The following is an 18,364-nucleotide window of genomic DNA, read 5'->3' as shown; positions in this document are numbered from 1 at the left end:
TCATGGGTCTGTTCAATCAAGAAGATCAGGACGTACCTGAGCTGGGCGGAGGCTTCTTTAAACGCTTGCGCGCACCTCGTGCCGGCTTCGTAGAAGGAACCAGCGGCGCCGAGCCCAAACGCAAGCGCGAAAGGAAGGAGCCGGCATCGGCGAGCACGGAGTCGCACCGTCCAGCGCCATCGGCTGAGACAACGTCGCGCGCGACGAACCCGCAAGTCATGTTTCTTGGCCGGGCGCTGTCGGGCGGCGATATCGAAGACGTCGAAAGCACGACCATCGAAGATACGGCATTGATTAGCACCGAGTCGACGCCGAGCGTCCCCGACCTCGCTGGTTCACGCAGTGAAGACGAGCCGGCCTTTCAACCATTCGTGCCGCCGGTCTTCGAGCGGCCCACTTTTGAAAGCCTGGCGGCTGCAATGCACTCGGCTGAACAGCGCAGTTCGGACGCGCCGCGCACGGAGCCGTCACTTGATTCGTCGGAGACGTGGATGATCGACGTTGCCGCGCGAGCAGGTGCGGCGACGAATGCATCGGTTGAGACGTCACCAATTGCGCCGATCCCAACAGTTGCGACCGGCGTCGCGGCAGAGACGTCGTCGGCAAGAACCGCCGAGCGTGCAGCATTCGAGCATTCGCGACGATCCGTTGATGAAGTGGCACCGGGGCCCAAGGCATCGAAACCCATCGTCGCCGAAGACGCCGATGAAGACGGGGATAGCGCCGGCACGGTGGGATTGATGTCCGGGCGTCCCGAGCTCGTCTCCCCCAAGTCGCTGCCCGAGTTCAAACGCATTCTTACTGTGTCGGATGACGATGCAGCGTTGCGTATTCCGGCGAACGCCCGCAAAGAATTCGTGGCGGTCGAACTACAGCCCGGCATCGCAATCACGGTCGCAACAGCCCGCTTCTGCGAGAAGGCGCAGTACGCATCGTTCATCAAGGATCTCGGCAGCAACGACATCCTGGTGCGCGAGGAGATGGTCGCCAGCGAGGCTGTCATCGCGGGGATCTATACAGGCAAGGCGGTTTCGACGAACAACGCGGGGGTGCGCGAAGCCAGCCGCGCAATCGGCAACTTCCGGGACATCATCGAAGCAGCTCATGCGTATGGCGCGAGCGATATTCACTTCGAACCGCGCGAGTTCCACAGCGACGTCGAAGTGCGCTTTCGCGTGAATGGCGACATGTACACGTTTCGCCACATGCCCAAGGCGATCGTGCGTCGCGCCTTGTTCGCGGCCTATAGCGATCTCGTTCAGCGCAATACGAACTCGGGTAACAGCTTTCAGCCCACCGCACCCCAGTCGGCCATGATTCCGTTGGTGGTGAAGACCGATACCGTCAACCTTCGTTGGCAGTCGTCTCCGTTGGTGGGCGGCTACGACGTGACGCTGCGTTTGCTCGATGGCAACTTCAAAAACTTCAACGTCTTGCTGCCCCAGGACATGGGCTTCGAGCAAAGCCAACTCGACCTGATCGACACCCTGAACTATGTGAGCGGTGGCATCACCGCGCTGACAGGCGAGACGGGCTCGGGCAAGACGACGACGCTGCGCGCACTCTCGTACATGCTGCCCGACCGGGAGCTGAAGAAGCAGTTCGCGGTGAATGAGCCTTCCGAATATCCGATGCCTTGGCTGTCGGACTATTCGATCATCCGGCGGCCGGACGAAACCGACGACGAGGCGAACCGCAAATACGCGGAGGTGATCCGCACGCTCATGCGTCAGGATCCGGACGACCTGACGATCGGCGAAGTGCGGGATCGTGTGGTGATGGGGCTCGTCGCCGAGCTCGCATTGACCGGGCACCCGGTTCGCTTCTCGTTGCATGCAAGCGACGTGATCGCTGCCGTGATGCGGATGGCCGGTGCTCGCCTCCAGTTGCCGATTGACGAACTTGCGTCCGAGGGCTTCATCAACGCGGTGGGTAACCAGAAGCTCATTGCGACGCTGTGCGATCACTGCAAGCTGCCGGCTGAAGATGTGATGCCTGCGATGGATTTGGAAATCCTGCGCAACAAGTTCGGCCTCGATACGTCCCGGATGGCCTGCCGCAACTACGACGGTTGCCAGCACTGCCGTCTGGACGGCTTGTTCACGCGCAATGGCAAGGTCGCCGGTGGCACCAAACGTCCTTCTGTCGCAGCGGAACTGTATCGCCCGACGCCTGAATTCCTCGAGCGTGTCAGGGAGCGTGACTGGGCCGGTGCGCGTCGAATCTGGCGCGGTGAGCGCCGTACAGGATTCGATAATGCCGACATGACTGGAAAGACGCTCTATGAACACGCTCTTTTCAAATCTTCGCGCGGTTTGATTGACCCACAATTCATCAATCGGTCGATGCAGTCCTTCGCGCGATACCGCGTGATGCCTGGCGTCGACGGTCGGATGCTCTAAACCAGGTCGGTCATGCTCAATATCTTCGCAAAAATGCTTCCCAAGCGGCAGCAAGTAGCCGCTGCGCGCTGGCGTTTTCAGAAAGTGCGCGAGGACTTCTATCGGGAAACACGGCTGGATGTCGCGGCCAAAGGCCTGCGTAACACCGAGACGCTGTTCGACCGGCTGGAGACCTACGAGAAGCGCAACCGCGCACGCGGCCGCATCGAGTGGCACGTGTTCGCCCGTATCCGGGAGACCATGCAGCGCGGCGAGAGCTTCGCGCACGCGATCAAGCCATTTATTCCCGGCGACGAGTACGCGTTGCTGGACATTGCGGATGAGTCGGCGCGTGAGGATGCGGTCGTGCGCGGCTTCGAGCTCGCCGAGATGGCCGCGAAAGCGAAGCGCATCTTGTCGTCGACGACGTCGGTCCAGATGGCCTACCCGGCGCTGCTGATCGTCTATATGTACGGGTACTGCATGCTGTTTGGCGGCGTCATCTTTACACAGGTCAAGGACGTTCGACCGTTGGAAGAGTGGCCGGAGTTCGGGCGCTTTCTCTACCACGTTGACACGTTCTGCTACGACTATTGGTGGCTCACGCTCACGTTTGTGATCGGCCTTGTCTTTGCCTACTTCTCGAGCCTGAAGCGCTGGACAGGCCCGCTGCGGGACAAATTCGACCGCATGCCGCTACTTTGGCGCAATCGCCGTGACCTGCGTGCCGCGCTCCTGATCGTCTCGTTGGCAGGCCTGTTCGATTCGAACCTCACACTGCGCGCCGCGCTCGAGCGGCTGTTGAAGACCGCCGACCCCTGGATGCGTTGGCATCTAACAGCAATGAGCCGGCGGCTTACCGCGCGGGCAGATGAGCCGATGCGTGCGCTCGACACCGGAATCTTCTCCACGACGATCGTCGACACTATTACCGATGCGGCAGGACGCGATCAGTTCGAACTGGCGATCAAGAGCCTCGGGCGTGAATCGCTCGATCGCGTGGTCGAGGCCGTCAAGCGCAACGCGCGGATGACGCACTTTATGCTGCTCGGCTTCGCTGCCGCGCTCTTTCTCACGCTCGGTCTTGGTTCGTACATCGTGACCGGTGCCGTCAACCTGACTTCGGGCAATCCCGCGGTTTCCACCTACTAAAAGGAATTCAAATGGCCAAGGATCAAACGCGGGATCTGCACGCGGAAGAAGTGAAGATGCGCCGGGCGCGCCTCCTGAAAATCGCTCGCGCCAAGCGCCAGTCGGGCGAACTTTCGATGATCGAAGCAGGCGCGGTGATGGCCGGTGCGGCGCTGCTTGCACTGGCGGTGTACGCCGGCGGCAAGTATGTGCTCGACTTGATCCGCTCGTCGCAGTTCAAGAGCGAGGCGCAAATGTTCCACACGGGCATTCTGAACGCCACCCAGGCTGATGCGGACTTTTCCGCTGAGACGCTGAAGATCCTCGCGCAAAACCATGCGTTCGACTCAGCAGGTGCGCGCGTGGCGACCGACTACTCGTCGGTAAAGGGCATGTTCAACGGCACGTTGACCACCACGGTGAGCACGCTCGTCACGGCGAACGACTCGCTTGTGCTGACCTATCCCGTGACGGCGTCGGTTTGCTCGATGAGTATCGCGGCGCTGTCGACCGTCTACACACAGGTCGTCGTGAACGGCACCACGATCTCGGCGCCGACCACGTCGTTTAGCTCGTCGGCTGCGGCGACGGCGTGCGCGTCTGCGGGCGCAACCGCGTCGCTGGCCTTGTGGACCGCGCGCACGTAAAGCAGGGACGCCGACATGGGAAGCATATTGGAGATGTTGATCGTCCTGGTCGGCGCGGCCTTGCTGACGACGCAAGGGATCACGGAGGACATTGCGGCCAAGCGCCAGAACCTGTTGCAGCTCGAAGGCCAGAACATGGCTTCGATCAACGCGGCGCTAGGCAGCTATATCACCAACAACTTCGGCACGCTGATTCCCGCGGGCTACTCGCAGACCACGGCAACGCCGATCGCTGCGCCGACACTCGCGCAACTGAGCGCGCAAAGCAATAACAAGATCGCATTCAAAAGCGGTCCGTTCTGGGCGGGCGCCTACCAGATTGGTTTGACGGTCGTGCCAGACAACTGTTCGACCGCTCTGGGAAATTGCCACATCGCGTCGCAAGTCTATCCGTCGCAGCCGTTGCTGAAGAAGGGTACCCCGGATATCGCCGGTGCTGGGACGTTGATCGCAACGGGTGGCAGTCAGTTCGGGTTTTCGAGCAACCGCACGCCCACGGTGATTACAGGCAATCAGGGTCAGTGGACGCTTCCGAACCCCGCAGGCAACAAGGCGGGAATGGTCCTCGCAATCAATGGATTCGGGGCTGACGGGAATTCGCCGTATTACCGACGTGACGGTGCACTGCCGCTGACCGGCGCCATGAACGCCAATAACCAGGACATCCAGAACGCCGGGAATGTGTTCGCGAAAACGCTCAGGCTGCCGGCTGGGAACACCCTGCAGATGGCGAACGGGACGATCTACTACGGCGACGACACGAATGCGGCGGTCCGTACCAAAGGTACGCTGTATGTCCAGAACTACTCGGGATCAGCTCCGGCTCCCATGAGCGTCGGCAACGTGACTTCTAACGGAACAGTTAGCGCGGTTACCGTTTCCGGGACCACGGTGAACGCCACCGTAGCCAACATCAACTCTGCGGCTTCGAACTGTTCGTGGAATGGCGTGACGATCCGCAATAACCAACTGTTCGTTTGCAATAAGTTTGGCAACTGGGTCGGCGCAAGCAGCTTGGTCAGCAATCAGTCAGCCGATGCTCAATACAGCGGCTGGTACAACGGATGGGGCGTCTATCCTCCCGCCTGCGGGCCCGGCGGCTCGGCGTGGTACAGGATCACGCCGCAGTCGATCACGACCGACTATGCAAACCGCAATCCGCCTATTTCGGGGGCGCGTTACACGATGGGCTGGAATGGGTCTCAGTGGATCCTCCAGATCTACAACGTGCTAGCGGACGGTGCGAACAGTCTCATTCCAGATCAACTTGGATTGCAAGCTCAGATCGACGTCGGCTGCACCTACGCCAATCAGTAAGGAAAACGATGAGAATAAAAACAGCGGTTTCGCTAACGGTGTTAGCGGCGCTCGGCGCGATGCTGACCGTTCCTCTCAAAACTAGCGCAGAGTGGGTTCAAAATCCAATCGGTGTGCCACGCGCGCCGGGATGCAACCCCGGCTATTCGTGGCAAAAGAGCGGCAATCGCTACCAGTGCATGACGCCGCCGCCTAGTTGTGCATATGGTTTCGCGTCTGGCCCCGCGTGGAATGGAAGTGCTTGGGTGTACGCGTGTAACGCACCGCCGCCTCCGCCCCCGCCCCCGCCCCCGCCTCAGACCCAATTCAGTCCAGTTGAAAGTTGCACTAATGCGATGTCTGCCCGCGGTTTCTACGACTTCTCGCAGGGGCAAGAGATTAGAAACTTTACGCCCCCGAAACGTTCCTTCTCCTGGATGGCGCATGGACCGTACACGAATTCAGGAGATTCATGCGGGGATCTGACCCATCTATATATCATGTCCTGTGTCGTGAATCCCGACAATTCGGTGGACTCAGTCGATTTTATGCCTCAAGCTGAGAACATAACTTGCGGTGGACAGGGCGGGTAACTGAGTGGCATTTTCCCGCTTGATCGAGTTGAACGCGATGCAAAACGCCCCAAACCTCGGGGCGTTTCTACTTAACCAGGAATCGGACGCAAACGCTTGATTAGTTGGCGGCGGTTGTGAAATTCCAAGATGCTGTAACCGCGACGCCATTGCGCGCGCCGGCAAAGCTGACCGTATAAGTCGTATTAGCCTTAAGCGCGGCCAGTGGGAGCAGCACGGCCGTACCGCTCGGCAATCCGTTGTTCGGATCAGCGATAACAGTTGCCGTCGATCCGGCCGTGGCTGCGGCAGGAACCAGAATGCGCGAAGCGACTACCGAACCGATGTTGTCCGTCAGGGTGTACTGACTAACCGTCAAAGTGTCGACACTCTGCACGGCATTGACGCGGACTAGGATCGGACGGCCGGGAGCCGGAATTTCCGGCGCGGGATTAGGCGCTTCTGCGCGCATCGCGAGCGCAATCCCGTTCTCGCTGGTAAAAGGCGAATGAACGACCGCAGTGGTAGCGATTTGTTGTCCGCCAAATGAAGAGATAGCGTTCGGGGCCGGTGTCCCACTAACGCCGGTCGTTTCACCGAAATCGGTGGTGCAAGTGTAAATTGGATAGGCTGTGGTGCCGGGGTTGTAGCCAAGTCCGATCGTCTCCTGCGTGTACGTGAGGTTTGCCAAGTGATACACGGACGATAGTGCTTGTCCAATACAATCTGCCGCTGCCGCGGACGGACTAGTCGAAGCCACCCCTGCGGCTGCGATTTCACCGATGAATTCTGTTGTGGGGGCGCCAGCCTTCCGCGCCCGTGCCAGTGGCGTGTCAGCGTAGTAATTCGCGTTGCCAGCGACTTCGTCGTGGGACAGACCGCTAAGCACTCCCGTGCTGAGGTTGGAGAACAAATACAGCGAATGCGCCTGCGCCGACGTATCCAGAAGCGGATCTTGGCTGAGCATGCCGACGCCCATCGCATTGCGATAAGCGTTGATCTGGTTGAACGCCGCGATCTGGAACGAGCCGGTCGCATAGGTCGGCGTTGCCACCGACGTGCGCGGAGCGACTCCCGAGGTCGTTTGGCTGCCGGTTGGTGCGCTTGCGCCAGAGGCAGGCGCTGCGCCGGAGCTTGCATTGTCGCCGCCACCGCCGCCACCACACGCGGCTACCAAAAGCGACGCAGCGATCGCGGCCATCGAAGGTTTGAAGTTGCTTTTCATCGTCATTTTGTCGTTCCGACCTAGTTGTTGCAGTCGCCCGTGCGATCTGCTTACTTTCATGTTATCGAGCGGTGTTCGAATTCAAGTCGTCTCGGAATCCGCCCCGTTACCGCGATCCCCGTTGGAAAATGCCTTTGGCCAGTTGGCGGCGCAGGCATTCTAATACTTCGTAAGAAATGCGGACCAGCCGCCGTTTCGGCCTCGCAACCGTTTGCCATCAACGCTATGAGCGCTTTCTGAGCTTGCTCGCGCGCAAGGCAACGAACGTGACGCAAAGCACGACGCCGGCGGCAATGGGTTGTGACGTGCCGATCGTTGAAAGCAGTAAAGAGCCGCCCCACAGGAAAATCAGGAACGTGGTGAGGGCGGCGAACGGTTTGCTGTTCAGAACCGAAGCGATTCGCCCTTTGCCCCGATGAGACCGTTGAGAGAAGAGCACATTGCTCTTTTCGAGATCAAAAGCGTCGGGGGAGGCGGCACTCGCACGATCGCTGCGATAGTGTCGTTCGTATCGTTGGAACCGCCCGTCGCCGCGGCCGCGAAGCCACGCGGCGACACTATCGGAAAAGAGGTAGGCGAAGTCCTGCATGACTTAGTGCATCACGTCCGAATGAAACTCGACTGCACCTACCGCGTCAGGAATGAGCGACCGTCGGCCTCAGCATAGAACGCGCCGGTTTCTCGATCGTGGCAACCGAACTGAGCGCGTCCGCCACGCGAGAAGATGACCAGTCCTGCGTCAACGGTAAATTCATGCGACATCAATTCAACCTTCAGATCCGTAGGTTAGGCTTTCGATCGACCCTTTTTCTTCTTCAGGTCGAAGCGGGGCTTAAAGGCGTAGCTGCAGCCGGGACATACGAAGTTTTTGGCCAACTCGATCTTTCCTTCACCGTTGGAGAGGATGTAGTCCGTGCCACAGCTTCGGCAGGGCGCCATCGTCAGGCGCGAGTCCATCGCCATCGAGCGCGTCAGGTGGTTCGCGCGGTCGGCGGTGATGACGAGGTTTTCACCGAACATCTTCGCGACGATGTCGTTGGCTGCGATCAGTGCCTCAGGGATGCTCGCCTTATTTTCGAGCGCGCATCGGTAGAGCCAAGCCAACAGCGTGCCTTGCAAGCGATGCGCCGGATAATCGACGTACCACGTAAGCGAGCTGGGGTTGCAGCCGCACGGCGAGCTCACACCGTGGATCTGCTTGTAGGTGTTACGGGCTCTCGTCTGGTTCAAGCCAAACAGATTGGTGGCGGTCGATGCGCGAACGCCTTGCTTCATTAGCATGCGAGCGTAGACGTCTCGCTGGGCGCGGTCCAAACGAAGGTCCGACCAGAGGTGCGTGTAGGGCAGAGCGGTCGACTTAAGGTTCGACGTGCTCATCAGGTAATGGGCGACGGATTCGTGCGTGAGCCATCCGGCACTGTATTCGGTCCAGAAAAGTTGCTCGTCGAACCGCCATCTGAAAAGCGGTAACGTGATTGTGCCGATCGCTGCTTCGAGTCGACCAATCGGCAATTCCATGAGGTACTCGGCAAGCTTGAACGAGATGCCGAGCAGCGGCGCGGCCAGGACGCTCATGTGGAGGACGTCTTTGAGGAGGGAGACGTAGGTACAGTTGTAGTGAAAGATATCGCGCGCGGTCAGCGCGTCGACAGCGGGCATTGCTTTGGTCAACTCTTCGACCGTGGGGGAGAGGAGAACACCATCGACGAACGTCTCCCAGTCGCGAGGATCTTGCAAAGCGGGAGCAAGTGCGAGAAACGGCATGTTCATCAGCATCGCCTTCGGGAGCGCGTGGGCTTTGAACGTGTCCATGTTGTCGCGGGAGACGCCGAAGAAGTTTTCAGCGTCCCGATAACGGACGAGCACGTTGTGAATCACATCCGTCAGTGCGTAGTTGGCTCGCTGGATCTTTTCGGCGATGAATTTCGGTAGCGAGATCGTGGTCTCGACAGCATCTAAGGTGTTCGTTGCCATAGTTTTTTTGTGATTTTTTTAGCTTTGTCGGACGCGATAGAGCGCGCCCGCCCCGTAGCTTTTCTCGTTGATTCTTACCTTACCGTCCGAGCGCGGCGTCCAGCTCAGATACGGTCTTGCGCAGCATCGCGGCCAGTGCTTCCAGAAGCGGTTCATGCTGCGCGGGCGTCTCACACGCTTGCACCGCGAGTTGGGCGCCCATGAGTTTTGCGGCAAAAACTTCGAAGGAGGCTGAGACGTCCTGCAAGGAGGCTTGAACCTTGTTCGCCGCCTCGATTGCTGCCGCCTGTTTTTTGCGTTCCGCCTCGAGCGCCTCGAGGGCGGCTTGTTCCTCGGCGATCCTTTTCTCGATTTCAGCGAGCTCGTCGTTGCTCTTCTGAATGGATTCGGCGATGCTTGTGTAGCCAGCGGGGGCCGTCGGCTTGTCGACGTACTGCACATCGGGCTTGCGATTGCGCAACTCGTTGGCTTCACGAGTGAGCCGCCCGATTTCTTGGTCCTTGTCGGCAAGGTCCTTTTCCATGTTGCTCAGACCGGCTTGCTTGCGCTTGTAGTGATCGTCCATTCGCGCAAGGTCTGCCTCGCGGTCGGCGATCTTGCGAGCGCTCGTAGCCAGTTCAGTGCGTAGATGCTTGGCCTCGCTTTCGGATACGGAGAGCGCTGTTTTTGCGTCTTGGAGTTGCGAGTGCACGTTCAAGAGTTGGATCCGTCCGTCCTCGAGCGCCGCGTCCTTCTTCTGCAGTTCGACGAGCATTCGCTTGACGTCCATGCGGGTCATGTCTGGATCCTCTTTCTTCTTAGCAAGAATCTCCGCAACCTGCTCGTCCGTGACGTGCTCCGCTGCAAGGATGTCCAGTTCGCCGACATTGAACGTGCGGATGGCTTCGGCGTTGTCTGCGAACGCTTCGTAGCAGCGCATGTATTGACGCGCCACGGAGCGCTTAAGCCCGAGCGCACTATCGAAAATCACGAAGCCCAATGACGCAGCTTTACGCTTGATTGCGATGGTGTCACCGGCCTTCGCGATCATCACATTCTTGAGCGAATACATCGTATTGAGCAGATGGGCGCCGATTGTCTCCAGGTCGGCCTTAATGCGAGCCCGCGCTTCCGCAACGGCCATCAGGCTTTCACTAATCTGAACCGCCAATTCTTCGGTTGCTGGATCGTCCCCAAGTGCCTTCTTGACGGCATGCACGATGGTGTCCCGATAGGACCACTTGGGATCGTGCTTCGTGAAGATGTCGTCCAGCGCATCATTGAATTCCCCCGGGGGATTGACGAGCGGATGCTGGACTTTGCTCAGTTGGGTGTTCTTGGACGTCTCGCCGTTCGGCATTTCTTCTCTCCAGATTTTGCAGCAGCACCACCCGGCGCTGCTCATCACACCGCAAGGGCTCTTTCGACGCGCTCGCAGTTAAGCTTTTTAGTTAGGGGCGGGACAACAGGTCACGGACGGTTATGGCGCTCGGGTCGAGGCTGGTGTCCTGGAATCGTTCTGCGATTCGCATGTATTGCCGCGCAATGGAACGTGGCATCTCAGCCGCTTTCGCAAGGAAGGTGAAACATCTGTCGGCGGCATCCTTGCGGGATGCCAGCGTGTCGCCGGCGGTTGCGACTACTGCATCTCTAATTAGGTAAAGGCATTCGGAAACGCGCGTCCCGATCGAGATCACGTCCGCTTCGGACGAGCGCCTCAGCGCAACCAATTCCGCAGCGCAGGTAGCCAGTGCCTTGACCAACTCGGGTGTATGCGCTTTGCCCATCGCTTCTAGCGCCACATCCGAGAATTTTTTGATTTCCGATTTGTGCATCTCAATACCTCTTATCCCGTGCAAGTAACCTATCGTAACGACCGCCTTTCCAATTTTTCGATTGAATGACGCTCTTTTTGCCACCTCTTTCAAGCCAGATATGGAAAGGGACCTCCGTTTCGTGCTGTTAGCAAACGTTTAACGGTTATTTAAGGAAACACTTTAATAAAAGTCGGTACAATTCTTAGCATTTGAAGCTTGCATCTAATGACATTTCATGTATCGAGTGTCTCGAATCCCTTGACCCCTAATTACTGTTGACTTGTGCTTTTCGAGGGCCGTTTGAGAGCCGTCCGCGAGCAGGAGTACAGCTTCTCTTGCGAGGTCAACGCAGACGGGTTGGCTCCCGCGAAGGCGTCCCGTTGCATGCGAAGCCACTGTCGCTGGTCGAACAGACCAAGCAGATCGGCTTGTAAATAGGCATCGAGGGCCGCCTCGGCCGATGTGAATAGCCCTGCTCACACACCGGCGAGATCGGAGGCAACTGGTCGCGGAAAATCGCAATTTGCTGCGGTTTTGCTCGACGCTAAACGGGTCAGCTTTCCCGCGCGAGTGGACGGGGCGATGTGGCCAGATCAGTGTTTCGTCTCGAATATGAAAATGCCATAAGGCGTCGCGGCGAGGTGGTCCATCTCGGCCGTCGGATAGTCCGTGCCTGGCGCATGCTCGATCACGAGCGGGCTGTCATGGAGGTAGAACTCGTTGCCGCAAAGCCAGTACAGAGTTTTTCGAACCTCCGCCTGCGCCGCAACTTCATCGGCTGCTCCGATCGCGTCGGAGCGTCGATTGAAGATGTGGAAGCGCGAGACGGCATCTTGATTACGAATTTTCTTGCGGCCTTGGTAGACGCAGTAGGCCCCGATGGCGAGATTGATTTCGACGAGAATGGTTGCTCTGCTGGGTTGATCTGTAACCAGCATGCCACCCGCATTGCATTGTTAAGGCGCGCCAAAGCGCGACAAGCGGAATGCCGTCTTGAAAGGCGGTCTGTTTTTGCGAGCTTTCGCCTGCACCGGCTTGCCCGTTTCGCGTACATTCAATTTCATCCCCGCGTCCTGGACGCATCGACGAAAAGCATCGCGATAGGTATTGCGACCGCTCAATCTCCCTTCTTCCGCATAGAGCTGCTTCCGCCACGCCTTATCGAGCCGTGACGAAAGCGTCTCTCCGCGCGCCGTTTTTCCCTGCTCGATCGAGCATCGAAAACCATCCAGCGCTGTACCGGCTGGACATCCCCCTTGTGCGTCTGTTTTTCGGGAGAGAAAAATGCCGAGGCAGTTGGTCTTCAAGGCGATCAAATCGCCCGCTTGGTTGTTCGCTGTGTGTTTTGCGTTGTGGTTCGCGGCGCACTCCTTCTTCGCGTTTCTGTTCGTCTCCTTCGCCGTTGCCACATGGATCAAGCGATCCATCAAGGCCTCGTTGAAGGAGGACAGAATGGAAGAAGCGAAGGCGTCACCGACTGCTACTGCTTCGCCGGTTCCGGCAGAAGAGAACATCACGCCTATCAAGCGTCAGTACGCGAAATCTGCAGTGGTCATTCCACTCAAGACAGGCACCGACGACTAGTCGCTACGCTTGAACGTCAAGAGCGCCCCTCGTGGGTGGTCTTGATCCTCACCCCCAACGGGAAATCCTCCCGTTGCGGGCATGGGTTTCCCGTTCATTCGGAGATTCTCATGCATACGAAAGTCGCAGCATGGCAACTGGACATGTTCGACGCGCCCCCGGCGCCGGTCACCTGTGTTCACGCCAAGCCAGATCCCTTGCCCGATCCGCAGTTCTGGAGCGAGGCGGTGACAAACAAGATGGTCGACGCGCTGATCAGTCTGGCTACCGACAGCCGGCGCGGCGACAACATGCCTGAGTCGCTGATGGACTGCGCCGCATTGTTCAGTGAGCGACTCAAAAACAGGAAGAAACTCGATCTCGAAGACTATCGGGCGACGCTCGGATGGGTCATGGAATTCTGGAACGGCGCATTGCCATACCGTTTCGTCTGCCAGATCAACGGCGTCGATCCTGGAATCCTCCAAGACGTAATATTGAGCAACCCGCTGCTCAAGCGCGACATGGAGGACGTGCGTCGCGACAGTTTCGGCACCCTGTTGTAGGAGACGAGCATGAGCACATTTACCTTCGGGCGGATGCTCGGCAGTCTCTTCGGCACCCCGTCCCCGGCGCAACCACGCCCGGATGCATGCGCGAGTGCGCAACTGGCTCCCATTGTCGTTGGGCAGGGTGCGCGCAATGAGCGTCACATCAACGTCGCCGGTCAGGCCATGCTTTTCCGAGATGAGGGAGGCGTGGTTGTCCAGTTCCTCCCGGCCTTCGACTTCGAGCTCAAGCAAACCGCCGTCGGCATGAAGTTGATGCCTTCGCTCGCCCCACACTGGGAAGTGCTCCGCGAGCACACCGGCACGATGACCGATGCGATCGCCGCAGCGATCAGGGAAGCGCAGCCACTCGAGTCAGGAGGAGGTACCGCCTCGCCAGCGCCCACGCGTTCCAAGCCGGCACCGCGCCAGTTACGTCAAGGTGAAGATGCGATCGTGGACGCTGTCGTATCAGTCCCGGCAGCTCAGCCGAGTGAGTCGCCCAGACGGACCGAGCGGCCGCGATACGGCGTGTTGAAAGAGTGGGGCGAAAAGGAGTTTCCCGATGGCAAGCGCCCCGGGAAAACCTACGAGTCCTTCTGCATCACGCTTCAGGACCGCGGTGGAACTGATGTCGTGCAAGGCGAGGGTCTTCGCGACGCGATCGCGGAAGCTAATTGCAGAGTCGGTGATCGTGTAGAAGTCAGGCGCGTTGGCAAAACCAAGGTGCCCGCTGTGGATAAACGTGGAAGACCGAAGCTCGATGCCAGCGGCGCGCAAGTGCTGTGGGATAAGTGGTTGTGGTCCATCAAAAAATCTTAAGGAGCCTTATATGGCATCAGTAAACAAGGTCATTCTCGTGGGCAACCTCGGGGCTGATCCCGAAACGCGCTAGCTGCCTAGCGGCGACGCGGTGGCCAATATCCGACTGGCAACGACCGACCGTTACAAGGGCAAGTCTTCCGGCGAGATGAAGGAGATGACCGAGTGGCATCGCGTGTCCTTCTTCGGCCGACTGGCCGAGATCGTCAACGAGTATCTGACGAAAGGCTCGTCGGTGTACGTCGAAGGCAGAATCCGTACGCGCAAGTGGACGGATCAAGCTGGACAGGAGCGCTACTCGAGCGAGATCGTCGCAGACCAGATGCAGATGCTCGGTGGTCGAGCAACTGGTGAACGAGGCTCACCGAGCGCCGACGACTTCGAGTCCCCCCGATCGCAGCGCCAGGGTCGTCAGGAGAATGCTCGGCCGGCTTCAGGTGGTTCGGCTCCTGCTGCTTCGACACCGCGTGCTCCGCAATCGTCCGGTTCGTCTGGCTCGTTTGGTGGCGGCGGTGGATTCGCAGATATGGACGACATTCCGTTCGACATTGCATACGCTCGACGTGCGTGGTCTGCAATCTGATCCCGTAGCCTCTCACCTTCTTTCCCGTAACACCTCACCTTTGTAGTTCTGTCCGGCCCTTTGGGCCGGCGGAACCGCGAAGCGTCCGTTTCTCCTCGCGCGGCCCGCGCAAAAATCCTTTCTGCGCAACACCCCTGCTGAAAAGAGCCGTTTCGCCGCGAACGTTTCGCGTGCACGGGCGGCTTTTTGAGCACGGTTTCACCGCCTGTTCAGGCATCGACCTCAAACCACACCACTAACGGAGTGACCATGAATGTAAAGAGACTCAAGCTGTCCCCGGAACTGTGGGTTACGTTGCTCCAGAAGTATGGAGTGCCGGAAAGCTCACTGACCGGGAAGAGCGGATCGTGTCCCGTCTGCGGCGGTAACGACCGCTTCACTTACGACAACAAGCGCGGCCGTGGCGATTGGATTTGCCGCAAATGCAACAACGGTGACCTCAAAGCCGGAGACGGCTTTGAGCTCATCTGCAAGGTAGCGGGCATGAGCTTCCGCGAATTGATGCTTGAGCTCGAGGGCGGATCGCTCGCTGAAGCTCGGCAGTGTCGAACGCATCAGGCGGCGGCCCCGGCACCCGGCCGGAAGAACGATCCGGAGTGGGCGCGGAAGCGGCTCGATTCGATGTGGGATCGCGCAACGCTCATCGGGTCCGACGGGTTGGTGCCGCGTTATTTACGCGAGCGCGTTCCTGGCCTGACGGCACCGCCGTCGCCGGCGCTTCGTATGGCGATGCTCGACTACCGGCATGAGAAGAAGCTGCTCGGTCAGTGGCCAGGCATCATCGCTCGCTTCACTTTGCCGGATGGACGCCTCGGCACACTGCACCGGACGTTCCTCGAACGCTCGAAGGCGGCGAAGGCGACGATCGTCACTAACGATGGCGAAATCCTGCCGGCCAAATTGAACGATGTGACGCTTCACAAGCTCAACGGCGGCGCAGTCCGGCTGATGGATCCGGTCGACGGTGAAATCGGAGTGGCTGAAGGTCTAGAAACAGCCTTTGCCGCTCACATGCAATTTGGCGTGCCAATGTGGTACTGCCTGAATCGCGTCCTGCTCGCGGATTTTGTGGTGCCGGACGGCCTGGGCATCCGCGTGGTTCACATCTTTGCAGACTTCGACGCTATCGATCCTCGTACAGGCAAGTCGCCTGGGGTTGATGCCGCGTTGAAGCTTGCGAAGCGACTGCGTGCCGAAGGGTACACGGCTGTGATTCATCGTCCGAAGAAGCGGGAGACCGACTTCGCGGATGAGTGGTTGGTTTGCCGCGGTATGAAGCGTGCCGCATCGACGTTGCCTCATCGTAATTTGCAGCGGGAAGCAGCTCACGTTTGATTGTTCGCGGCGCTTGCGCCGCTAACTGTAACTTTGGCCCGGTGGGGATTCGTCCCTACCCGGGGCCGCAATCCGTCCGAGCTATTCCAATGGAGAAACGGAAATGAGCTTCAGCATGATTGTCGGCCGCTACAAGATTGTCGCAACCTCCGGCGTGGAGAATGGTTCCGTGAGAGTCGGCAAGTCCGAAGCCGAGGCGTACGACGTGATCGATCGCGGGCAGGGCGGTAACGCTCGAATCGAGAAGCAGGGTGTCACACTCGACACCGCATGGTTCTATTGCATTCGCCGACAGGCGAGCGCACAAGGGGTGTCGTTGCTGCACTGAGCACACCATTAAGACAAAACCCAGCCGATTGGCTGGGTTTTTTTTTGCTCGCGCGCGTGTCAGTACTTGAATAACACGTGGTATCTCAACACCCACCGCAGCAAAAAAAAGGTCACTTTGAGCAACAGAACGAGAATGCCAATTGCCCATAGCAACCCGAGCAACGACCCGAAGCACAACATCTCGCTGAAACCGTTCGTCGGCAGGTGCACCGAAACGAAGGCGAGCACGAAGAGCGCGAGCGCGATCAGCACGCGACGCGTGACGAAGGCAGGGCCATGAACTTAGCGTACATTGGCAGTTCCTTTCCTGTGGGCAATGAATGCGCGGTGGAATAGGTAGGCGGCCTCACACGCGGCGAGTGCGCCAGCAACGAACACCCACATACGGGCAGCGCGGGTCCAGTCCAGTTGCATGATAGTGTCGAAAAGGGTCATGTACGAAACTCCGTAGCGTTGCAGGTCGTGCCGTTCGACCCATAGATCCATCATGCCATGCACGCATTGAAGTCAAGGCGTCACTCGGAATGAATGACGGCGACCGCGCTCGATATGCAAGATATGCGAGACGCGTGTCGCCGTGATCGCGTTCAGAAATCGCCGAGCTTGTCTGCGAGGAACGCGTAGTCGAACTGTCCTTCCTCTTCGTTGGAAGTCGCCGGTTTCAAGAGGGGGTGGTCAGCTCGGGCGCTTGGCCGATCAGGGAACGCAATTGAGTCATCGGCCCTTGTTGCCGGGGTATCCCGATTCGTATTGCTCTCGTCACCGTTGACCGAAACAGCCAAAGTTGGAGTCAGGACCGGCGCGACGCTTCCGCGCAATGCGTCCTCGGCAAGGCGCTTGAGCAGCGCGGCGCGTTGCCTCGGATTGGAGACGGCGGTCAGTGCCTGAAACAACGTGGGCGTGACGGCCTCGCTGATTGTGATCTTGACCTCCAATGATCCCGTCATGCAGCAACGCCCTCCTTACGTTGCTTCTCGCGCATCATCGCCACCTCCCCGGCCGCGAAGAAGCCCTTGACGTTCGAGAAGCTCGGATTCGACATCATGTCAATCCGGGTACTCGGAAATTCGGCGCGGATGGTCGATGCGTAGAGCGCGGCGCCGCCTCCGGTGAGAACGATCGAGCGAAGATCTTCGGTGTGGCCGATGTGGTTGTGAATGATCTTCACGGTGCCGTCGATGACAGGCTGCGACTCGGCGCGATAGGGCGCGAGATCGATATCCTGTCCGGCGAGCAGGTATTTCTTGCCCTCGCGCACTGCCTTGTCGATGCGCTCGATTCCGTTGGGCGTCGCCTTGAGCTTCGCCTTGATCCGCTCGGAGATTTTCTGGAAATAATGCGAGGCGCCGCTCTGATGCCCACCGCTGCGGCGCTCGTCCATCGTGAGGCCGGTCGCGACGACCCAGTCGGTCGTGAAATATCCGACGTCGATGATCAGATGAGGGTTCTCTTGGTCGAACTCGTGATATTTCGTGAAGTTCACGAGCGCGCCGATGGGCTGCGGCAGAACCATCACCCGGCCGACGGTGACTTGAGTGTTGCCGAAATTCAGTTTGCCGGTGAAGGTCTGGCGAAGGTGCTCCGCGTATTTGTGGAAGTTCTTGACCGGCAGGCCGAGCACCAGCCGGTCCACGGAGTCGATGTTCGCAAAGTGGCAGGCTCCGCCCAGAAGCGCTGCGTAGCTATCGGTGGTGCAGTAGTTATCGGCCAGCGTTCCGCCAGCGTCTCCGTTGCGAGAGCTCAACGGCACACCGGGTCCGACCTCGTAGGTCTTGCCATTCCATTCGATAGCCACGGTTTTCGGGACGTTCAACAGCCCCTGGCTCTCGATAGCGATCGTTTGCTCTTGGTAAGTCGGGGTGAGCGACGGGAAGATGAGGCTTGCGACATCGGAACCGTTTCGGAACGCGACCTTCGTATTACCGTAGCCGACGTCGACGGCGAAGACTGCTGCGTGCGATTTCATTCTCTCTCCAGAGTGTGTGTCATGTTCAAGTCGCGTTCTGCCCGAAAAGTGTCAGATTTCGGGCAGATTCAGGCGATGGCGGGTGTCCTCGTCGAAGTCATCGATAAGTCACCGATACGTGCCCGAAGACGGTTAGAAGGTCGAACCAACTCCAACTGCTGATCAAACTGTCCGTTTTCGGCCAGAAATCGGTGA

Annotated in this window: 17 protein-coding genes and 1 pseudogene; 9 read left to right on the top strand and 9 right to left on the bottom strand. The window is 58.9% G+C overall.

Annotated features, from left to right (window positions below):
• Window positions 1-2: 2 nt before the first annotated feature.
• Genes QCE88_RS38975 through QCE88_RS38960 form a run of 4 tightly spaced genes read left to right on the top strand, consistent with a single transcriptional unit; the run spans window position 3 to window position 5,476 of the window.
• Window positions 3-2,402 carry an ATPase, T2SS/T4P/T4SS family gene (locus tag QCE88_RS38975; RefSeq protein ID WP_309911215.1) on the top strand — a complete coding sequence of 800 codons (2,400 nt, stop codon included), beginning with the start codon at window positions 3-5 and terminating at the stop codon, window positions 2,400-2,402.
• A 12-nt stretch (window positions 2,403-2,414) separates the two neighbouring features.
• Window positions 2,415-3,533 (top strand): type II secretion system protein, encoded by a 1,119-nt coding sequence (locus tag QCE88_RS38970; protein WP_309911214.1) that lies wholly within the window; start codon window positions 2,415-2,417, stop codon window positions 3,531-3,533.
• Window positions 3,534-3,544: 11 nt separating this feature from the next.
• The gene (locus QCE88_RS38965; protein ID WP_309911212.1) at window positions 3,545-4,159 is read left to right on the top strand and encodes a hypothetical protein; all 615 of its coding nucleotides are present in this window, start codon (window positions 3,545-3,547) and stop codon (window positions 4,157-4,159) included.
• Window positions 4,160-4,192: 33 nt separating this feature from the next.
• Window positions 4,193-5,476, top strand: a complete 1,284-nt coding sequence (locus QCE88_RS38960) for a hypothetical protein (protein ID WP_309911210.1) — start codon at window positions 4,193-4,195, stop codon at window positions 5,474-5,476.
• 672 nt (window positions 5,477-6,148) lie between these two features.
• On the opposite strand, the gene QCE88_RS38955 is transcribed toward QCE88_RS38960, so the two are convergent.
• From QCE88_RS38955 to QCE88_RS38925, 7 genes are all read right to left on the bottom strand, one after another.
• Window positions 6,149-7,252 carry a CAP domain-containing protein gene (locus tag QCE88_RS38955; RefSeq protein ID WP_309911209.1) on the bottom strand — a complete coding sequence of 368 codons (1,104 nt, stop codon included), beginning with the start codon at window positions 7,250-7,252 and terminating at the stop codon, window positions 6,149-6,151.
• A 223-nt stretch (window positions 7,253-7,475) separates the two neighbouring features.
• Window positions 7,476-7,841 carry a hypothetical protein gene (locus QCE88_RS38950; protein WP_309911208.1) on the bottom strand — a complete coding sequence of 122 codons (366 nt, stop codon included), beginning with the start codon at window positions 7,839-7,841 and terminating at the stop codon, window positions 7,476-7,478.
• A gap of 197 nt (window positions 7,842-8,038) precedes the next feature.
• Window positions 8,039-9,226, bottom strand: a complete 1,188-nt coding sequence (locus tag QCE88_RS38945; protein WP_309911207.1) for a FlhC family transcriptional regulator — start codon at window positions 9,224-9,226, stop codon at window positions 8,039-8,041.
• Window positions 9,227-9,305: 79 nt separating this feature from the next.
• Window positions 9,306-10,565, bottom strand: coding sequence for a hypothetical protein (locus tag QCE88_RS38940; protein ID WP_309911206.1), 1,260 nt, complete (start codon window positions 10,563-10,565; stop codon window positions 9,306-9,308).
• Window positions 10,566-10,656: 91 nt separating this feature from the next.
• Window positions 10,657-11,040, bottom strand: coding sequence for a hypothetical protein (locus QCE88_RS38935; protein ID WP_309911205.1), 384 nt, complete (start codon window positions 11,038-11,040; stop codon window positions 10,657-10,659).
• Between the two features lie 575 nt (window positions 11,041-11,615).
• On the bottom strand, window positions 11,616-11,960 hold the full coding sequence (locus QCE88_RS38930) for a nuclease-related domain-containing protein (protein WP_309911204.1): 345 nt from the start codon (window positions 11,958-11,960) through the stop codon (window positions 11,616-11,618).
• Between the two features lie 18 nt (window positions 11,961-11,978).
• A complete protein-coding gene (locus tag QCE88_RS38925) occupies window positions 11,979-12,536 on the bottom strand; it encodes a hypothetical protein (RefSeq protein ID WP_309911203.1) in 558 nt (185 codons plus the stop codon).
• Between the two features lie 180 nt (window positions 12,537-12,716).
• On the opposite strand from QCE88_RS38925, the gene QCE88_RS38920 reads away from it, so the two are divergent.
• The 5 genes and pseudogenes from QCE88_RS38920 (at window position 12,717) to QCE88_RS38900 (ending at window position 16,201) form a co-directional block, all read left to right on the top strand.
• A complete protein-coding gene (locus tag QCE88_RS38920; RefSeq protein ID WP_309911201.1) occupies window positions 12,717-13,151 on the top strand; it encodes a hypothetical protein in 435 nt (144 codons plus the stop codon).
• Between the two features lie 9 nt (window positions 13,152-13,160).
• On the top strand, window positions 13,161-13,955 hold the full coding sequence (locus QCE88_RS38915; RefSeq protein WP_309911200.1) for a hypothetical protein: 795 nt from the start codon (window positions 13,161-13,163) through the stop codon (window positions 13,953-13,955).
• 10 nt (window positions 13,956-13,965) lie between these two features.
• Window positions 13,966-14,538 (top strand): annotated as a pseudogene (gene ssb, locus QCE88_RS38910) (single-stranded DNA-binding protein).
• 249 nt (window positions 14,539-14,787) lie between these two features.
• A complete protein-coding gene (locus QCE88_RS38905) occupies window positions 14,788-15,873 on the top strand; it encodes a primase-helicase zinc-binding domain-containing protein (RefSeq protein WP_309911199.1) in 1,086 nt (361 codons plus the stop codon).
• A gap of 103 nt (window positions 15,874-15,976) precedes the next feature.
• Window positions 15,977-16,201: a hypothetical protein gene (locus tag QCE88_RS38900; protein ID WP_309911197.1), complete on the top strand. Its 225-nt coding sequence runs from the start codon at window positions 15,977-15,979 to the stop codon at window positions 16,199-16,201.
• Window positions 16,202-16,790: 589 nt separating this feature from the next.
• Here the strand turns inward: QCE88_RS38900 and QCE88_RS38895 are convergent.
• Window positions 16,791-17,150 carry a hypothetical protein gene (locus tag QCE88_RS38895; RefSeq protein ID WP_309911196.1) on the bottom strand — a complete coding sequence of 120 codons (360 nt, stop codon included), beginning with the start codon at window positions 17,148-17,150 and terminating at the stop codon, window positions 16,791-16,793.
• Complete coding sequence (locus tag QCE88_RS38890) at window positions 17,147-18,169, bottom strand: PRTRC system protein D (protein WP_309911195.1); 1,023 nt, start codon at window positions 18,167-18,169, stop codon at window positions 17,147-17,149. The genes QCE88_RS38895 and QCE88_RS38890 overlap by 4 nt, the downstream gene beginning before the upstream one ends.
• Between the last annotated feature and the right edge of the window lie 195 nt (window positions 18,170-18,364).

The sequence above is a fragment of the Caballeronia sp. LZ035 genome (genome assembly GCF_031451175.1).
GTDB lineage: Bacteria > Pseudomonadota > Gammaproteobacteria > Burkholderiales > Burkholderiaceae > Caballeronia.
Note: the sequence above shows the minus strand (reverse complement) of the source record. Positions and strands in the feature narration are given on the sequence as shown.